15 protein-coding genes are annotated in these 18,273 nt (G+C 69.1%); 8 read left to right on the plus strand and 7 right to left on the minus strand.

The genetic code is table 11. The features are described from left to right. Window positions 1–70: 70 nt before the first annotated feature. Together F7Q96_RS03215 and F7Q96_RS03220 are read right to left on the minus strand one after the other, a co-directional pair. Window positions 71–3,229, minus strand: a complete 3,159-nt coding sequence (locus F7Q96_RS03215) for an FAD-binding and (Fe-S)-binding domain-containing protein (RefSeq protein ID WP_053821364.1) — start codon at window positions 3,227–3,229, stop codon at window positions 71–73. 15 nt (window positions 3,230–3,244) lie between these two features. After that, complete coding sequence (locus tag F7Q96_RS03220; RefSeq protein ID WP_151022065.1) at window positions 3,245–4,465, minus strand: pyridoxal-phosphate-dependent aminotransferase family protein; 1,221 nt, start codon at window positions 4,463–4,465, stop codon at window positions 3,245–3,247. 186 nt (window positions 4,466–4,651) lie between these two features. Between F7Q96_RS03220 and F7Q96_RS03225 the strand changes: the two genes are divergently transcribed. From F7Q96_RS03225 to F7Q96_RS03250, 6 genes are all read left to right on the plus strand, one after another. Next, the gene (locus F7Q96_RS03225) at window positions 4,652–5,413 is read left to right on the plus strand and encodes a GntR family transcriptional regulator (protein ID WP_053821363.1); all 762 of its coding nucleotides are present in this window, start codon (window positions 4,652–4,654) and stop codon (window positions 5,411–5,413) included. A gap of 350 nt (window positions 5,414–5,763) precedes the next feature. Further along, window positions 5,764–7,344 carry an ABC transporter ATP-binding protein gene (locus F7Q96_RS03230; RefSeq protein WP_053821362.1) on the plus strand — a complete coding sequence of 527 codons (1,581 nt, stop codon included), beginning with the start codon at window positions 5,764–5,766 and terminating at the stop codon, window positions 7,342–7,344. After that, complete coding sequence (locus F7Q96_RS03235; protein ID WP_053821361.1) at window positions 7,337–8,443, plus strand: ABC transporter permease; 1,107 nt, start codon at window positions 7,337–7,339, stop codon at window positions 8,441–8,443. The genes F7Q96_RS03230 and F7Q96_RS03235 overlap by 8 nt, the downstream gene beginning before the upstream one ends. 26 nt (window positions 8,444–8,469) lie before the next feature. Then, window positions 8,470–9,390 (plus strand): ABC transporter permease, encoded by a 921-nt coding sequence (locus F7Q96_RS03240; RefSeq protein WP_053821360.1) that lies wholly within the window; start codon window positions 8,470–8,472, stop codon window positions 9,388–9,390. A gap of 121 nt (window positions 9,391–9,511) precedes the next feature. Then, complete coding sequence (locus tag F7Q96_RS03245; RefSeq protein WP_053821359.1) at window positions 9,512–10,663, plus strand: BMP family ABC transporter substrate-binding protein; 1,152 nt, start codon at window positions 9,512–9,514, stop codon at window positions 10,661–10,663. Window positions 10,664–10,858: 195 nt separating this feature from the next. Then, window positions 10,859–11,152, plus strand: coding sequence for a YkvA family protein (locus F7Q96_RS03250; RefSeq protein WP_053821358.1), 294 nt, complete (start codon window positions 10,859–10,861; stop codon window positions 11,150–11,152). Between the two features lie 146 nt (window positions 11,153–11,298). Here the strand turns inward: F7Q96_RS03250 and F7Q96_RS03255 are convergent, their stop codons facing one another. The 4 genes from F7Q96_RS03255 to F7Q96_RS03270 are packed head-to-tail and all read right to left on the minus strand — an operon-like array spanning window position 11,299 to window position 14,531. Further along, complete coding sequence (locus F7Q96_RS03255; protein ID WP_053821357.1) at window positions 11,299–12,273, minus strand: quinone oxidoreductase family protein; 975 nt, start codon at window positions 12,271–12,273, stop codon at window positions 11,299–11,301. Between the two features lie 58 nt (window positions 12,274–12,331). Then, a complete protein-coding gene (locus F7Q96_RS03260; protein WP_053821356.1) occupies window positions 12,332–12,748 on the minus strand; it encodes a methylglyoxal synthase in 417 nt (138 codons plus the stop codon). Between the two features lie 8 nt (window positions 12,749–12,756). Beyond that, complete coding sequence (locus F7Q96_RS03265; RefSeq protein ID WP_053821355.1) at window positions 12,757–13,545, minus strand: SDR family oxidoreductase; 789 nt, start codon at window positions 13,543–13,545, stop codon at window positions 12,757–12,759. A gap of 44 nt (window positions 13,546–13,589) precedes the next feature. Further along, window positions 13,590–14,531: a DMT family transporter gene (locus tag F7Q96_RS03270; RefSeq protein ID WP_053821354.1), complete on the minus strand. Its 942-nt coding sequence runs from the start codon at window positions 14,529–14,531 to the stop codon at window positions 13,590–13,592. Between the two features lie 311 nt (window positions 14,532–14,842). Here F7Q96_RS03270 and upp point away from each other — a divergent pair, with 311 nt between their 5' ends. Next, window positions 14,843–15,493 carry a uracil phosphoribosyltransferase gene (gene upp, locus F7Q96_RS03275; RefSeq protein ID WP_053821353.1) on the plus strand — a complete coding sequence of 217 codons (651 nt, stop codon included), beginning with the start codon at window positions 14,843–14,845 and terminating at the stop codon, window positions 15,491–15,493. A 99-nt stretch (window positions 15,494–15,592) separates the two neighbouring features. On the opposite strand, the gene F7Q96_RS03280 is transcribed toward upp, so the two are convergent. Then, the gene (locus F7Q96_RS03280; protein ID WP_053821352.1) at window positions 15,593–17,146 is read right to left on the minus strand and encodes a helicase HerA-like C-terminal domain-containing protein; all 1,554 of its coding nucleotides are present in this window, start codon (window positions 17,144–17,146) and stop codon (window positions 15,593–15,595) included. 327 nt (window positions 17,147–17,473) lie between these two features. On the opposite strand from F7Q96_RS03280, the gene F7Q96_RS03285 reads away from it, so the two are divergent. Further along, complete coding sequence (locus tag F7Q96_RS03285; protein WP_053821351.1) at window positions 17,474–18,199, plus strand: YebC/PmpR family DNA-binding transcriptional regulator; 726 nt, start codon at window positions 17,474–17,476, stop codon at window positions 18,197–18,199. Window positions 18,200–18,273 lie beyond the last annotated feature (74 nt).

The following is an 18,273-nucleotide window of genomic DNA, read 5'->3' on the forward strand; positions in this document are numbered from 1 at the left end:
TGCGGCGGACTGGTTTGCGGCCGGAACGGCAACGGTGCCGGCCTGTCCTCCCTGTATTGCTACCCCCTCGCTAGTCCGTCACCGCCGCCGCTGCGCGTACCGTCAACGCCGCGGCCAGCACGCGCGCCACGTGCCAGGCCTGCGCGTCGGCACCGTCAAGGATCTGATGGCGGCAACTGGTGCCGTCGGCAACGACGATGGCATCGTCCGTCCGCGCACGCACGGCCGGCAGCAGCGACAGCTCGGCCATCGCCAGCGACGCCTCGTAGTGCTCGGCCTCGTAGCCGAAGCTGCCGGCCATGCCGCAGCACGAGGACTGGATCGGCGTGACCTTCAGCTCGGGAATCCAGCGCAGCACCGTCTGCACCGGCGTGAACGCGTCGAAGGCCTTCTGGTGGCAGTGGCCATGCACCAGCGCCTCGCGCTGCGGCAGCGGCTGCAGCGCCAGCTGCTTCAGGCTCAGGCGCCCCGCCTGGCGCTCGCGCACCAGGAACTCCTCGAACAGGAAGGCGCCGGCGGCCAGCCGCGCCGCCTCGTCGCCATAGCCGTAGCCGAGGAATTCGTCACGCAGCGACAGCAGGCACGACGGCTCGAGCCCGACGATCGGCACGCCGCGCGCGACGTACGGCTGCACCGCGTCGAGCAGCCGCCGCGCCTCCTGCCGTGCCTGCTCGACCAGGCCCGCGGCCAGGAAAGTGCGGCCGCAGCAGAGCGGCCGCTCGCCCGGCCGCATCAGCGGATGCACGGTGTAGCCGGCGGCTTCGAGCACGGCCTGCGCGGCGCGCGCGTTCTCGGGCTCCATGTGGTTGTTGAAGGTGTCGACGAACAGCACCACCTCCCGAATTCCTCCGGAGGCCGCATCGCGCAGCGGTTGGCTTGACGATGCGGCCAGGGAAGCGGTGCCCGTCGCAGCGCCGGCGGTGGCCGGGGTGGCATCGCCGCGGCCGGCACGCGCGATCGTCGACAGAAACGAACGCTGCCAGCGCGGCAGGCTGCGCTGCGGCGCGAAGCCGAGCGCGCGCCTGGCCCACGCCGACAGCAGCGGAATGCGGTCGGCCAGCGCCATCAGCGCCGGCATCCGGCTTGCCAGCGGCGCATAGCGCGGCATGAAGGCCACCAGCCGGTCGCGCAGCGTCAGCCCATGGCGCCGTGCCCACGCATGGCGCGCCTCGATTTTCATCCGCGCCATGTCGACGCCGGTCGGACAGTCGCGCTTGCAGCCCTTGCACGACACGCACAGGTCCAGCGCCGCCTTGACGTCCTCGCTCGCCAGGCCTTCCTCGCCCAGCTGGCCCGACACCGCGAGCCGCAGCGTGTTGGCGCGTCCGCGCGTGACGTGCTGCTCGTCCCGCGTGACCCGGTAGCTCGGGCACATGGTGCCGGCGTCGAACTTGCGGCAGTGGCCGTTGTTGTTGCACATCTCGACCGCGGCGGCGAGCCCGCCGGTGCGATCGCCGCCGCTGCCCGGCGGCGTTTCCTCGCCGCTCAAAGGATCGCGGCTGACGTTCCACGCCGACCAGTCCAGCGCCGGCTGCAGCGGCAGCCGCTGGTAGCCGGGCGGGAAGCGGAACAGCTCGCGCGTGTCCATCTTCGGCGGCCGCACGATCTTGTCGGGATTGAAGCGGTTGTCCGGGTCGAACAGCGCCTTGATCTCGCCGAAGGCCGCATGGATGCGCGGGCCGTATTGCCAGGCCACCCATTCGCCGCGGCACAGGCCGTCGCCGTGCTCGCCCGAATAGGCGCCCTTGTACTCGCGCACCAGCGCGGCGGCCTCCTCGGCAATCGCGCGCATCTTCTGCGCGCCGTCGCGGCGCATGTCCAGGATCGGCCGCACGTGCAGCGTGCCGACGCTGGCGTGCGCGTACCAGGTGCCCTCGGTGCCGTGGCGATGGAACACCTCGGTCAGCCGGCGCGTGTACTCGGCCAGATGCGGCAGCGGCACCGCGCAGTCCTCGATGAAGGAGACCGGCTTGCCGTCGCCCTTCATGCTCATCATGATGTTCAGGCCCGCCTTGCGCACTTCCCACAGCGCCTTCTGCGCGCCGGCGTCCGGCATCTTGACCACCGAACCGGGCAGGCCGAGGTCGCCCATCAGTTCGTCGAGCGCATCGAGGTCGGCGCGCAGCGCGGCGGCATCCTCGCCGGCGAACTCGACCAGCAGGATCGCCTGCGGCTCGCCGCGCAGCGCCGACGCGATCACCGGGCGGAAGGCCGGGTTGGCCATCGACAGGTCGATCATCGTGCGGTCGACCAGCTCGACCGCGACCGGCGCCAGCCCGACGATATGCTGGGTCATTTCCATCGCCTGGTAGAAGGTCGGGAAATTGACCACGCCCAGCACCTTGTGCGCCGGCAGCGGTGCGAGCTTCAGCGTGATCTGCCGGCTGTAGGCCAGCGTGCCTTCGGAGCCGACCAGCAGGTGCGACAGGTTGGCGTGGCCGTCGTCGGTATAGGCGCGCGGGTTCTGGCAGTCGAACAGATCGATGTTGTAGCCGGCGACGCGGCGCAGCACCTTGGGCATGCGCTCGGCGATCTCGTCGCGTTCGCGCGTGGCGATCGCGCGCAGCTGCCCCAGCATGGCCTGCACGCGCGGATCGGTGGGCGCCTGCGCCAGCGATCCGAAATGGCACTGCGCGCCGTCGGCCAGCACGGCGTCGATCGCCAGCACGTTGTGCACCATGTTGCCGTAGGCCAGCGAGCGCGAACCGCAGGAGTTGTTGCCCGCCATGCCGCCGATCGTGCATTGCGCGCCGGTCGAGACATCGACCGGAAACCACAGCCCATGCGGCTTGAGCCAGGCGTTCAGGTGATCGAGCACGATGCCCGGCTCGACCGTGACGGTGGCCGCGACCGGATCGAAGTCGATCACCTGGTTCAGCCACTTGCTGTTGTCGATCACCAGCGCCTCGCCGACGGTCTGGCCGCACTGGCTGGTGCCGGCGCCGCGCGCAAGCACCGGCGCATGCGCGTCGCGTGCAATCTCCAGCGCCAGCAGCAGGTCGCGCTGGTCGCGCGGCACCACCACGCCGACCGGCATGATCTGGTAGATCGACGCGTCGGTCGCATAGCGGCCGCGGCTGGCGCGGTCGAACAGCACGTCGCCGCGCAGCTCGCGCCGCAGCCGCGTGGCCAGCGGCGAGCCGGGCCCGCCTTCGGCGCGGACGAAGTGCAGCGGCTTGACGATCGGCGAGGCCAACGAAGGGCTCAATGGCGTGGACAGATCCGTCATCGCAGCTCCATCCGCTCAGGCAGCGGCCTTCAGCACCGGCGTGTCGGCATGGGAAGTCAGGTACTCCATCGCCGCCGCGACGCCGCTGCCGTGCAGCGGCACGCCCGACAGCTTCAGCCCCATCTCGCAGCCCGACAGCGTCGCCATCAGCGTCAGGTCGTTGCAGTCGCCGAGATGGCCGATGCGGAACATCTTGCCGCGCATCTTGCCCAGCGCCTGGCCCAGCGACATGTTGAACCGTTCGTAGATGCGCTTGCGCACCGCGTCCGCGTCGACGCCCTCGGGCATCATCACGCCGGTCAGCACCGGGCTGTAGACGGCCGGATCGGCGCACTGGATCTCCAGGCCCCAGGCGCGCACCGCACGGCGGGTCGCCTCGCCGAGGCGCTGGTGGCGCGCGAACACGTTGTCCAGCCCCTCCTCCAGGATCATGTCGAGCGCCTCGGACAGGCCGTACAGCAGGTTGGTGTTCGGCGTGTACGGCCAGTAGCCGTTCTTGTTGGCCTCGATGATCTCGTCCCAGCGCCAGAAGCTGCGCGGCATGCGCGCCTCCTTGCTGGCGGCGATGGCCTTCGGCGACAGCGCATTGAAGCTGATGCCCGGCGGCAGCATCAGGCCCTTCTGCGAGCCCGACACCGTCACGTCCACGCCCCACTCGTCGTGCCGATAGTCGGCCGAAGCCAGGCCCGAGATCGTATCGACCATCAGCAGCGCCGGATGGCCCGCCGCATCGATCGCGCGGCGCACCGCGGCGATGTCGGAGGTCACGCCGGTCGAGGTCTCGTTGTGCACCACGCAGACCGCGCGGATCCGATGGCCGCTGTCCTCGCGCAGCCGCGCCTCGATCATGTCGGGCTGCACGCCGCGCCGCCACCCCTCGATGCCCGGCAGGCCGAGGAATTCCGGCTGCAGGCCGAGCGACTCGGCCATCGACTTCCACAGCGTGGCGAAATGCCCGGTCTCGTACATCAGCACGGTATCGCCCGGGCTGGTCGTGTTCGACAGCGCGGCCTCCCAGGCGCCGGTGCCCGAGGCCGGATAGATGATCACCGGATGCTCGGTCTTGAAGATCTTGCGGATGTCGGCCAGCACCTTGCGCCCGAGCGCCCCGAATTCCGGCCCGCGATGATCGATGGTCGGATAGCTGATCGCACGCAGGATGCGATCCGGTACCGGGCTGGGTCCCGGGATCTGCAGGAAGTGGCGGCCGGCGGGGTGAAAGTCGAGCGAGATCATGGGACTGGTGCCTCCTTGTTGAATTTTGAATTCAAAATACTGTAGCAGCCGAGGTCGGCCAGCCCAAGCGGAAATTGCCGCATAAGCGCGCTCGTTTACCCCGATTGCCGGCGCCATGCGGGCTGGGGGACAGTTCCGCGCGACTCTGCGCTAGAATGGCCGGGACATCACGGATAAGGACGTTGAATGCAAAATTCCGCCGAAGGGGCGCCGCTGCCCGACAGCGGCGCCACCCCGCTGCTGCCCCGGCTGGAGCGCCAGCGCCTGCACGACACCGTGGTCGAGCACCTGCGCAAGTTCATCACCGAAGGCGTGCTCAAGCCCGGCATGAAGCTCAACGAGCGCGAGCTGTGCGAGACGCTGGGGATTTCGCGCACGCCGCTGCGCGAGGCGTTCAAGGTGCTGGCCGCCGAGAACCTGATCGAGATCTCGCCGAACCGCGGCGCCAGCGTGTCGCGGATGACCGAGGCCGAGATCTGGGAGACCTTCGAGCTGATGGCCGGCCTGGAAGCCTTTGCCGGCGAACTGGCCTGCGAACGCATCACGCCGGCCGAGCTGGCGCAGATCAAGGCGCTGCATTACGCGATGCTGGCCTGCCGCGCGCAGAACGATCTGTCGGGCTACTACAGCCGCAACCAGGAGATCCACGACCGCATCAACGCGGCCGCGCGCAATGGCGTGCTGCGCCAGACCTATCTGTCGATCAACCGCCGGCTCAAGGCGCTGCGCTTCCGCTCCAACCAGCAGACCCAGAAATGGGACCGCGCGGTGCAGGACCACGAGGCCATGATCCAGGCGCTGGAAGCGCGCGACGGCAAGCGGCTCGCCGCGATCCTGCGCCAGCATCTGCTGGAAAAGCGCGAGGCGGTGATGCAGGGCTCGCTGGCCGCGGAGCGTACCGGCGGCGAGGCGGGCGACAACACGGGGGCTTCGGCGTCCGCGGCCTGAGCGCGCCGGCCGGACTTTCCAGGCCCGCGCTCGCCGGGCCTTCCCCCTCCTTTCCCTTCCCTCGCCGCGCATCCGGCATGCGACTTGCAACCGTCCGCCATCCGTTGCGGGGCCTGCGGCGGCGGTCATGGCGGCCGTTGCGGGACCCGCGCACTTATATAATCCCGACCTGATAACAGGCATTACGCTTCCGTGATGACGCGGCCAGGTGCGCCGGCCATGCTGGCCCCGCCTTGCCGCTGTTCACTGCTGACCGCTGCCGCCGTGCCGTGGCGCCGCTTCCCCGCGGTCTGCCCCGGCGCCGCGCAGTGCCGACGGACGAAGCTGCCACGACAACCAGAGCCGCCTCAGTGACATCCAATTCCACCCCCAGGCTGGCGCTTGCCCATATCGTCAAGCGCTATCCCGGCGTGACCGCCAACGACGACGTCTCGCTGACCGTCGCTCCCGGCGAAATCCATGCCGTGCTCGGCGAGAACGGCGCCGGCAAGTCGACCCTGATGAAAATCATCTTCGGCGCGGTCAAGCCCGACGCCGGCCAGATGCACTTCAACGGCGCGCCGGTCGTCATCGACAGTCCGCACGACGCCCGCGACCTGGGCATCGCGATGGTGTTCCAGCATTTCTCGCTGTTCGACACGCTGACCGTGACCGAGAACATCGCGCTCGGCCTGCCGGCCGCGCAGCGCGGCGGCACCTCGATGAAGGCGCTGGCCGCGCGCATCCGCGAGACGGCCGCGCGCTACGGCCTGCCGCTCGAGCCCGAGCGCCATGTGCATACTCTGTCGGTCGGCGAGCGCCAGCGCGTCGAGATCGTCCGCGCGCTGCTGGCGCGGCCGCAATTGCTGATCCTCGACGAACCGACCTCGGTGCTGACGCCGCAGGCGGTGCAGACGCTGTTCGTCACGCTGCGCCAGCTCGCCGACGAAGGCACCAGCATCCTCTACATCAGCCACAAGCTCGACGAGATCCGCGCGCTGTGCCATCGCGCCACCGTGATGCGGATGGGCCGGGTCACCGGCCTGTGCGATCCGCGCCAGGAAAGCGCGGCCTCGCTCTCGCGCATGATGATCGGCGGCGAGCCGCCGCGCGAGGCGCGCGTGGCGACGCCGCGCGGCACGCTGCGGCTGTCGGTGCGCGCGCTGTCGCTGCCGCGCGCGCATGCCTTCGCCACCGCGCTCGAAGACATCTCGCTCGATCTGCATGCCGGCGAGATCGTCGGCATCGCCGGCGTGTCGGGCAACGGCCAGCAGGAACTGCTGGCGGCGCTGTCCGGCGAGGACACGCGCGCCGCGCGCGAGGCGATCGCGCTCGACGGCAAACCGGTCGGCCGGCTCGATGCCCGGGCGCGCCGGCGCGCGGGCCTGGCCTTCGTGCCCGAGGAGCGGCTGGGCCGCGGGGCGGTACCCGGCATGAGCCTGGCCGACAATACGCTGCTGTCGCACCAGGACCCGCCCTATGTGCGGCGTGGCCTGGTCTCGCCGAAGGCGGCGGCCGGGCTCGCCGCCGCGATCATCCAGCGCTTTCGCGTCAAGGCCGGGGGCCCCGACGCGCTGGCGCGCAGCCTGTCGGGCGGCAACCTGCAGAAGTTCATCGTCGGCCGCGAGATCGAAAGCGGCCCCGGCGTGCTGATCGTCGCGCAGCCGACCTGGGGCGTCGACGTCGGCGCCGCCGCGCAGATCCACAACGAGCTGCTGGCGCTGAAGGCCACCGGTTGCGCGATCCTGGTCGTCTCGGAGGAGCTCGACGAGCTGTTCGCGATCTGCGACCGGCTGCACGTGATCGCCAAGGGGCGGCTGTCGCCGTCGATCCCGGTCGAGGACGCCACGCGCGAACAGGTCGGCCTGTGGATGAGCGGACTGTGGCAGGGCGGACCCGGCGGCCAGGACGAAGGCCGGCAGGATGTCACGGAGGCGCGCGTCCATGGCTAGATCGCCCGGCTTCGCCTTTCCCCTGTCGCTGGCCCCGCGCGGCCTGCCGTCGCGCCCGATGGCCTATGCCTCGCCGGTGATCGCGCTGGCGCTGACGCTCGCTTTCGGTGCGCTGCTGTTCGTGCTGCTCGGCAAGGACCCGATGGCCGCGCTGAAAGTCTTCCTGGTCGATCCGGTCAAGGACAAGCGCGCGCTCGGCGAGGTGCTGCTCAAGACCGTGCCGCTGGTGCTGTGCGCGCTCGGGCTGTCGGTCTGCTACCGGGCCAACGTCTGGAACATCGGCGCCGAGGGCCAGCTGATCCTCGGCGGCATCTTCGCCGCGGCGACGGTGCTGTGGTTCGACGTGCCCGGCCATGCGGTCAGCGGCGTCGCGGTGCTGGTGCTCGCTTCGCTCGCCGGCATCGCCGGCGGCATGCTGTGGGCCGGCATCACGGCGCTGCTGCGCGACCGCTTCAACGCCAACGAGATCCTGGTCTCGCTGATGCTGACCTATATCGCGCAGCAGCTGATCCTGTACGTGGTCAACGGCCCGCTGAAGGATCCGCAGGGCATGAACTTTCCGCAGTCCAAGGTGTTCTCGTCGGAATTCCTGCTGCCCAACCTGATGTCGGGCTCGCGGCTGCATGCCGGCTTCGTCGTGATGCTGGTGCTGGTGGCCGTGATGACGGTGTTCCTGTTCCGCAGCTTCGCCGGCTATCGGCTGCAGATTGGCGGCACCGCGCCGTCGGCCGCGCGCTATGCGGGCTTCTCGGCGCGTGCCTCGCTGTGGATGGCGCTGCTGATCTCCGGCGGCTTCGCCGGCCTGGCCGGCGCCTTCGAAGTGGTGGGACCGATCGGCCAGCTGCTGCCGTCGATCTCGCCGGGCTACGGCTTCACCGCGATCATCGTCGCGTTCGTCGGCCGGCTGCATCCGGTCGGCGCGGTGTTCGGCGGCATCGTGATGTCGCTGTTCTATATCGGCGGCGAGATGGCGCAATCGCGCCTGGGCCTGCCGTCGGCCATCGGCTGGGTGTTCCAGGGGATGCTGCTGTTCTTCCTGCTGGCCTGCGACAGCCTGATCGACCACCGCCTGCGCTGGCGCGCGGCGGCCGCCCGTTGATCCGGCGACTCTACCGATATCCGCTCATGGAACAATTCGCTCCCCTTGTCGCCACCGCGATCAATGCCGGCACGCCGCTGCTGCTGGCCGCGCTCGGCCTCTTGATCAACGAACGCGCCGGCGTGCTGAACCTCGGCGCCGAGGGCATGATGCTGGTCGCCGCGGTGTTCGGCTTCATGGTCGGCTACCAGACCCAGTCGCCGCTGCTCGGCTTCGTCGCCGGCGCGCTGGCCGGCATGGCAATGGCCACGCTGTTCGCCTGGCTGGCGCTGGTGCTGGCCACCAACCAGGTCGCCACGGGCCTCGCGCTGTCGATCTTCGGCACCGGCCTGTCGGCCTTCATGGGCCAGCGCTTCGTCGGCCATGCGATGCCCGCGCAGGGCAGCAAGGTGCCGGTGCTCGGCGACCTGCCCTTCGTCGGCCCGGCCTTGTTCCAGCATCACTGGATGGTCTATGCCAGCGTGCTGCTGTGCCTGGCCATCATGTGGTTCCTGTTCCGCACGCGCGCCGGGCTGACGCTGCGCGCGATCGGCGAATCGCCGGAGTCGGCGCACGCGCTCGGCTATCCGGTGCGCTGGATCCGCTTCGCCGCGCTGCTGTTCGGCGGCGGCTGCTGCGGGCTGGCGGGCGCCTACCTGTCGCTGGTCTATACGCCGATGTGGGTCGAGAACCTGGTCGCCGGGCGCGGCTGGATCGCGCTGGCGTTGACCACCTTCGCCACCTGGCGGCCCGGCCGCGTGCTGGTCGGCGCCTGGCTGTTCGGCGGCGTGACGATCCTGCAGTTCTATCTGCAGGGCATCGGCGTGTCGGTGCCGTCGCAGATCCTGTCGATGCTGCCGTATGCGGCCACCATCGTCGTGCTGGCGCTGATCTCGCGCAATCCGGCGTGGATCCGCCTGAATATGCCGGCGTCGCTGGGACGGCCGTTCCGTCCCGGCAACGCCTGACCCGTTTCGATCGACGGCGCGGCGAACAGGGGTCGCCGCGGGGCCGCGCCGCCGTCTGCAAGCAGAGCCAACCCGCCATCCATCCCGCAAGCATTCGCGCATTCAACACAAGGAGAAATCGATGAACGTCACGCGCAGGAAGTCCCTCGCGACGCTGGCCGCCACCACGCTGCTGGCGGCCGCCACGCTGGCCGGCTGCGGCAAGAAGGAGGCCGAACAGCCGGCCCCGGGTGCCGCCTCCGCGCCGGCCGCCGCCGGCCAGGCGGGAGAGCCGTTGAAGGTCGCCTTCGTCTATATCGGACCGGTCGGCGACGCCGGCTGGACCTATGCGCACGACCGCGGCCGCAAGGCGGTCGAGGAGAAGTTCGGCGACAAGGTCAAGACCACCTATGTCGAGAACGTGCCCGAGTCGGCCGCGGACGCCGAGCGCGTGTTCCGCGACCTGGCCAGCCAGGGCAACAAGCTGATCTTCGGCACGACGTTCGGCTACATGGAATCGATGCTGAAGGTCGCCCGCGAATTTCCGGACGTCCGCTTCGAGCACGCGACCGGCTTCAAGACCGCGGAGAACGTCGCGCAGTACGACGTTCGCACCTACGAGGGCGCCTACCTGGCCGGCGTGGTCGCCGGCAAGATGAGCAAGACCGGCAAGATGGGCGTGGTCGCGTCGGTGCCGATTCCCGAGGTGATCCGCAATATCGACTCGTTCGCGCTCGGCGCGCGCAGCGTCAATCCGAACGCGACCGTCAAGGTGGTCTGGGTCAACAAGTGGTTCGATCCGGGCAAGGAACGCGAGGCCGCGACCACGCTGATCGGCCAAGGCGTCGACATGCTGATGCAGAACACCGACTCGGCCGCCGTGGTGCAGACCGCACAGGAAAAGGGCGTGCACGCGTTCGGCTGGGACAGCGACATGAGCAAGTTCGGTCCGAAGGCCCACCTGGCGGCGTCGGTGATCTCGTGGGGCGTCTACTACAACAAGGTGGTCGGCGACGTGCTCGGCGGCACCTGGACCAACGGCACGACCTGGTGGGGCCTGAAGGAAAACATGATCGACCTGACCGGCTTCAACGCCGATGTGCCCGAGGACGTCAAGGCGCTGGTCGCCGAGCGCCGCCGCGGCATCATCGAGGGCAGCGCGCCGATCTGGAAGGGCCCGATCAAGGACAACACCGGCAAGGAGCAACTGGCCGAAGGCCAGGTCGCCGACGACAAGTTCCTGCACGGCATCAAGTTCTATGTCGAGGGTGTGGAGGGGCAGATTCCGGGTTGACCGGAACGCTCCGGCAGTGCCCTTTACCGCCTGTTTGCCCCCTCTCCCGCCGCGCGGGAGAGGGGAGCAAACCCTACCCCCTACCCTTCACCGCATCCCCCTAGGGAACTTGAACCGCGGCGAACCGGCCCAAGCTATCCTGTTGTCGTGCCGCGCATTTCCAGCCGCGGGTGCACAGTGTGAAGGAGGCCTCTCATGTGGAAACGATTCTCGGCGCTTTGGACGCTCGTGCGGCGGGATGGGCGCCTGCTCTGGCATGCGCTGCGGCACCCGGACGCGCCCGGCTGGCTCAAGCCGGCGGTGATAGGCGTGGTGCTGTACGCGCTGTCGCCGATCGACCTGATTCCGGACGTGGTGGCGGGACCGGGCATCGTCGACGATCTGGTGCTGATTCCGCTGGCGGTCCATCTGATCCTGAAGCGCCTGCCACCGCATATCCTGCGGCAGGCGCAGATGCGGACGCAGTCGACCACGGTCAGGCCGCACTGACCTCGCGGTAGCGGGCAAGAAGAAAGGGCGCCAACCGGCGCCCTTTGTCGTTGCGATCCCGCCGTTGCCGTCCCCGCGCAGGCGGGGATCCAGTGACACCGCAAGTCGCCGGGTTCCCGCTTGCGCGGGAACGACAGCCGCTCACCTTATGGAATCAGCACGGTCGAGCCGGTGGTCTTGCGCGCCTCCAGCCCGCGATGCGCCTGCGCAACCTCGGACAGCGGATAGCGCTGCCGCACCTCGATCCTGACCTTGCCGCTGCGCACGATGTCGAACAGCTCGGCCGCCATCGGCTCGAGCAGCTCGCGCTGCGTCACATAGGTCATGATGGTCGGCCGCGTCAGCTTCAGCGAGCCCTTCGCGCCCAGCACCGAGATATCGACCGGCGGCACCGGACCGGAGGCATTGCCGAAGCTGACCATGGTGCCGCGCGGCGCCAGGCAGTCCAGCGAATCGTTGAAGGTGTCCTTGCCGATCGAGTCGTAGACGACCGCCACACCCTTGCCGCCGGTGATCTCCTTGACGCGGTCCAGGAACGACTCGCGCGTGTAGACGATGGTGTGGTCGCAGCCGTGCGCGCGCGCCAGCGCGGCCTTGTCATCGTTGCCGACGGTGCCGATCACGGTGGCACCCAGCGCCTTCAGCCACTGCGATGCGATCAGGCCGATGCCGCCGGCGGCGGCGTGCAGCAGCACGGTGTCGCCCGGCTGCACGCGGTAGGTGTCGCGCACCAGGTACTGCACCGTCATGCCCTGCAGCATCATCGCGGCGGCCTGCTCGAACGAGATATCGTCCGGCAGCTTGACGACGATGTCGGCCGGCATCACGCGCACCTGTGCATAGGCGCCGGTGGGACGGCCGGCATAGGCGACGCGATCGCCTTCGCGCAGATGCGTGACACCCGGCCCGACCGCCTCGACCACGCCGGCGCCTTCCATGCCGATGCCGCCGGGCAGCGGCTGCTTGTACAGGCCGGTGCGGAAGTAGACGTCGATGTAGTTCAGGCCGACCGCCTCCTGCCGGATGCGGATCTCGCCCGGGCCGGGCTCGCCGACCTCGACGTCGACCCACTGCATCACTTCAGGACCGCCGTTCTCGAAGATGCGGATGGCTTTGCTCATGGTTCGGTTCTCCTTGGGGATCATCGGATGGGAAGCGCCGCGGCGCTGCCGCACCGGCTCAGGCCGCCGGCGTCTCGGCGCGCCGCCGCATTTCGGCGATCAGCATGTCGGCGGTCGCCACATTGGTCGCGCACGGTACGTCGTGCACGTCGCAGGCGCGCACCAGCGCGTTGATGTCGGGCTCGTGCGGCTGCGGCGTCATCGGGTCACGCAGGAAGATCACCGCGGCCACCCGGCCCTCGGCCAGCTGCGCGCCGATCTGCAGGTCGCCGCCCCACGGGCCCGACAGCATGCGCGTGACGGGCAGCCCCACCTCGTCGATCAGCCGGCCGCCGGTGGTACCGGTGGCCAGCAGTTCGCAGTGCACGAGGAAGTCGCGGTGGCGGCGGGCGAAGGCGACGATATCGTCCTTCTTGCGGTCGTGGGCGATCAGCGCGATGCGCGGCGGAACCGCGGCCACAGGGATGGTCGTCATGCGCGCGCTCAGAAGGTGCCGGGGTAGGCGCCGCCGTCCAGCAGGATGTTCTGCGCGGTGATGTAGGCCGCCTGCTTGCTGCACAGGAATGCGCAGGTCGCGCCGAACTCGGCCGGGTCGCCGAAGCGGCGCGACGGGTTCTGCGCGGCGCGGCGCTGCGCGACTTCATCGACGGTCAGATTGGCCTTCTTCGCCGCGCCTTCCATCGTCTTGTACAGCCGGTCCGTATTGAACGGCCCCGGCAGCAGGTTGTTGATGGTCACGCCATGCTGCGCGACCTCGCGCGCCACGCCGGCGACGAAGCCGGTCAGGCCCGAACGCGCGCCGTTGGACAGGCCCAGCACATCGATCGGCGCCTTGACCGCGCCGCTGGTGATGTTGATGATGCGGCCCCACTTGCGCGCGATCATGCCGTCCACCGTCGCCTTGATCAGTTCGATCGGCGTCAGCATGTTGGCGTCGAGCGCGGCGATCCAGTCCTCGCGGTTCCAGTCGCGGAAGTTGCCCGGCGGCGGGCCGCCCGCGTTGTTGACCAGGATGTCGAGCTCGCCCAGCTTGGCCGCGGCCTCGAGCGCCTGCTGGCGGCCTTCCGGCGTCGTGATGTCGGTCGCCACCGCGATCACGCGGCGGCCATGGCGCGCGCGCAGATCGGCGGCGGCCTTGTCCAGCGCCTCGGCGCCGCGCGCGACGATCACCACATCGACGCCCTCGGCGGCCAGCGCATCGGCGCAGGCAAAGCCCAGGCCCTTGCTCGCGCCGCACACCAGCGCATGCTTGCCTCGCAGTCCGAAATCCATGCTCCCTTTCTCCTTGATTCGCTAGTTTGTATTCACGCCTGAGTTCAAGCCCGCGCGGCCTTGCCGCGCGACAGCAGATAGATGCCGCCCATCACCAGTGCGCTGCCGGCCAGCTGCACCACGGTGATCGGCTCGCCCAGCAGCCAGAAGCCGAGGAACAGCGTCGACACCGGGCCGATCATGCCCGCCTGCGAGGCCATCGGCGCGCCGATGCGCGCGACCGCCATCATCGTCAGCGACACCGGCAACACGGTGCAGAACACCGCGTTGATCACGGACAGCCACATCACCGGCGCCGGCTGCAGCAGTTCGCCCCAGGGGCGTCCCAGCACCAGATATTGCACCACGCAGCAGGCGGTGGACACGCACATCGCATAGGCGACCAGCCGCAGCGAGCCGATGCGCGCGACCAGCTCGCCGCTGGCGATCAGATAGACCGCGTAGCTCAGCGCGCTGCCGAGCACCAGCGCGGCGCCGAGCCATACCTGGCTGCCGCTGACGTCGAGGTCGTGGGCCAGCACCAGCACGATGCCGGCATAGGCCAGCAGCAGCGAGATCCACTGCTGCCGGCTGATATGGCGCTTGAAGCCGAAGGCGGTGGCCAGCACGACGAAGGACGGCGTCAGGAACAGGATCAGCCGCTCCAGCCCCGCGGTGATGTATTGCAGGCCGAGGAAATCGAGAAAGCTCGACAGGTAGTAGCCGATGAAGCCGAGCATCAGCACGCGAGCGCGATCGGCCCAGGACAGCGGCGGCAGCCGCAGCGACTGCCACCAGCCGATCGCCATGAACAGCGGCACCGCGAACAGCATGCGCAGCGTGATGACCATCACGGCGTCGACGTTGTAGCGGTACATCAGCTTGGCGACGATGGCCTTGCCGGAGAACAGCACCGCGCCGATCGCGGCGACGGCAAGCCCGGTGCGCTGCCGCGCACCGGCGGAAGCGCTGGCGGGGCTGGCGAGGGATTTCTGGGAAGCGGGCACGGGTATGGTGCAAACGGCCTGTCCGCGCACGGTCGCCGACAGGCGGGCGCGGCAAGGCACGACATCGGGAAAGGTTGGGAATTGCCGTCGCGTCGGCAACGCTTGAAGTTGTCGTCCGACAGACGCGAGGATTGTATGTCAAAAGGCGCAAAGGCATCGGAGGCCCGCTCGAAGCCGCTGGGTCCCCGCTTTCGCGGCGACGACGCGGAGTCGATCCATTACAATCCCGCACCAACGGCCAACCAGACCGACAAGCCAGACGTCCCGGCCTGACCCAGGCCCCCGCCCTTCCCGCCCAGCCGCTACCCGCCATGAAGCAAGATCCGCGTTTCCCCAACCTGTTCATCCTCGACCACCCGCTGATCCAGCACAAGCTGTCGCACATGCGCGACCGCGACACGTCGACGCGGACCTTTCGCGAGCTGCTGCGCGAAATCACGCTGCTGATGGGTTACGAGATCACGCGCAGCCTGCCGCTGACCACGCGCCATATCGACACGCCGCTGGTCAGCATGGATGCGCCGGTGATCGCCGGCAAGAAGCTGACCATCGTGCCGGTGCTGCGCGCCGGCGTGGGCATGAGCGACGGCCTGGTCGAGCTGATCCCGTCGGCGCGGATCGGCCATATCGGCGTCTATCGCGACGAGCATCATCGTCCGGTCGAATACCTGGTACGGCTGCCCGACCTGGAGGACCGCAGCTTCATCCTGTGCGATCCGATGGTCGCCACCGGCTATTCGGCGGCGCATGCGGTCGATGTGCTCAAGCGCCGCGGCGTCAAGGACGAGGCGATCACCTTCGTCGCGCTGGTGGCAGCGCCCGAAGGGGTCGAGGTCTTCCAGAAGGCCCACCCGAACGTCAGGCTGTACGTGGCCTCGCTCGACAGCCATCTGGACGAGCACGCGTACATCGTGCCGGGCCTGGGGGATGCGGGCGACCGGTTGTTCGGCACCAAGAACTGAGTCGGCGGCTGGGGGCGCTTGCCCTCACCGCCGCGCCCTTCCGCCGCGCCCATCCGCCGTGCGGCGGAAGATGGCCGGGGAAAAGCGCAGCGCCGCTGGCTACCGGCGCTTGCGCCCCGACCCCAGCAGGCTGCCGAGCACGCCGCGGATCAGTTCGCGGCCGACCTGCGAACCCATGGTGCGCGCCGCCGACTTGGCCATCGATTCGAGGATCGAATCGCCGCGGCCGCTCTTGCCGGTGCCGCGCGTCAGGCCGCCGAACAGATCGCCCGCCTCGTCGAGCCAGCCGCGTTCGCCGGCCTGCTGCTGCGCGGGCTCGCCACCGGCCTGCCCGCCGTTCTGCGCCCCGTCCTGCCCCGTCTGTGCCTCCGCGCTCTGCGCGGCCCTGCCCTTGAGCCGCTCGTAGGCCGATTCCCGGTCCACGGCCTTCTCGTAGGTGCCCGCCACCAGCGACGAGGCCAGCAGCTGCTTGCGCTCGGCCTCGTCGATCGGGCCGATGCGGCTGCCCGGCGCCAGCACCCAGGCGCGCTGCGTGATGCCGGGCGTGCCCTTGGCGTCGAGCAGCGAGATCAGCGCCTCGCCGACCGCCAGCTCGCCGATCGCCTTCTCGACGTCCAGCTCGGGATTGGCGCGCATCGTCGTGGCGGCCACCTTGACCGCCTTCTGGTCGCGCGGCGTGAAGGCGCGCAGCGCATGCTGGACGCGGTTGCCGAGCTGGCCCAGCACGGTGTCGGGAATATCGATCGGGTTCTGCGTGACGAAGTACACGCCGACGCCCTTCGAACGGATCAGCCGCACCACCTGCTCGATCTTTTCCAGCAGTGCCTTCGGCGCGTCGTTGAACAGCAGGTGGGCCTCGTCGAAGAAGAACACCAGCTTGGGCTTGTCGAGATCGCCCGCCTCGGGCAGCTTCTCGAACAGCTCGGACAGCAGCCACAGCAGGAAGGTCGCGTACAGCCGCGGCGCGTGCAGCAGCTTGTCGGCGGCCAGGATATTGACCATGCCCAGACCCTTGTCGGTCTGCATGAAGTCGTCCAGGTTCAGCATCGGCTCGCCGAAGAACACGTCGGCGCCCTGCGATTCGAGCGCGACCAGGCCGCGCTGGATCGCGCCGATCGACGCGGCCGAGATATTGCCGTACTCGGTGGTGAACTGCGACGCGTTGTCGCCGACGTACTGCAGCATCGCGCGCAGGTCCTTGGCGTCGAGCAGCAGCAGGCCGTTGGCATCGGCGATGCGGAACACCAGGTTCAGCACGCCCTGCTGGGTGTCGTTGAGCTCGAGCATGCGCGACAGCAGCAGCGGGCCCATGTCGGACACGGTGGCGCGCACAGGATGGCCCTTCTCGCCGAACACGTCCCACAGCGTGGTCGGGCAGGCGCCCCAGACCGGTTCGGGCAGGCCCAGGTCGGCCAGCCGCCTGGCCAGCTTGTCGGACAGCTGGCCGGGCTGCGAGATGCCGGTCAGGTCGCCCTTGACGTCGGCCATGAAGACCGGCACGCCGAGCCGCGAAAAGCCTTGTGCCAGCGCTTGCAGCGTCACGGTCTTGCCGGTGCCGGTGGCGCCGGTGATCAAGCCGTGGCGATTGCCCATCTGCGGCAGCAGGGCCAGTTCGTGCTGGGCGTTCTTGGCGATAACGATGGGGTCGGCCATGCTGGGGCTCCGGTGAATGACGAGGCGAGGAATGAATCGAGGATCGCGCGATGGTGCGGCGCCACGGAGCGGGCCTTTGGCCGGTGCGGCAAAGGCCGGGCCGGCGGTCTGGCGCGCGGGGGCGCGTGATAAAATCCCCGGCTGATTATATCCAGCAGTGATTGCCAGCAGTCATGGCCTGCCGCTGATGATTCCATCACCCGGCGCGTGCATCGCAACAAGCCGAGGGCGTCCTCGAACGTCCGCCGGCCCGGCCGCCACCTTCGGCCATGCTGCGCTTGCCGCGCTGCACGCGCATCGCGTACCTGTTCCGCCTCGGAGAGAAACATGGCCGGTCATTCCAAATGGGCCAATATCAAGCATAAGAAAGCCGCCGCCGACGCCAAGCGCGGCAAGATCTGGACCCGCCTGATCAAGGAAATCACCGTCGCCGCCAAGCTGGGCGGCGGCGATCCCGACTCCAATCCGCGCCTGCGCCTGGCCATGGACAAGGCCACGGACGCCAACATGCCGAAGGACAACATCCAGCGCGCGATCCAGCGCGGCGTGGGCGGTCTGGAAGGCGCCAGCTACGAGGAAATCCGCTACGAGGGCTACGGCCTGTCCGGCGCCGCGATCATCGTCGATTGCCTGACCGACAACCGCACCCGCACCGTCGCCGAAGTGCGCCACGCCTTCTCCAAGCACGGCGGCAACATGGGCACCGAGGGTTCGGTCGCGTTCATGTTCACGCACTGCGGCCAGTTCCTGTTTGCCCCGGGCACGCCCGAGGACAAGCTGATGGAAGCCGCGCTCGAGGCCGGCGCCGACGACGTCGTGACGCACGAGGACGGCGCGATCGAGGTCACCTGCCCGCCCAACGACTTCGGTGCCGTCAAGGCGGCGCTGGAAGCGGCCGGCTTCAAGGCCGAGGTCGCTGACGTCGTGATGAAGCCGCAGAACGAAGTCAGCTTCACCGGCGACGATGCCGTCAAGATGCAGAAGCTGCTCGACGCGCTGGAAAATCTCGACGACGTGCAGGAAGTCTTCACCAACGCGGTGATCGAGGACTGAGCCGGCGCTCCGCCCCTCCCCTCTCCCCGGCGGCCGCCGCCCACGCAATGCGGCGGCCGCCCTCCCCAAAGCTT

Origin of the sequence: Cupriavidus gilardii (genome assembly GCF_008801915.1) — a bacterium.
Lineage (GTDB): Bacteria > Pseudomonadota > Gammaproteobacteria > Burkholderiales > Burkholderiaceae > Cupriavidus > Cupriavidus gilardii.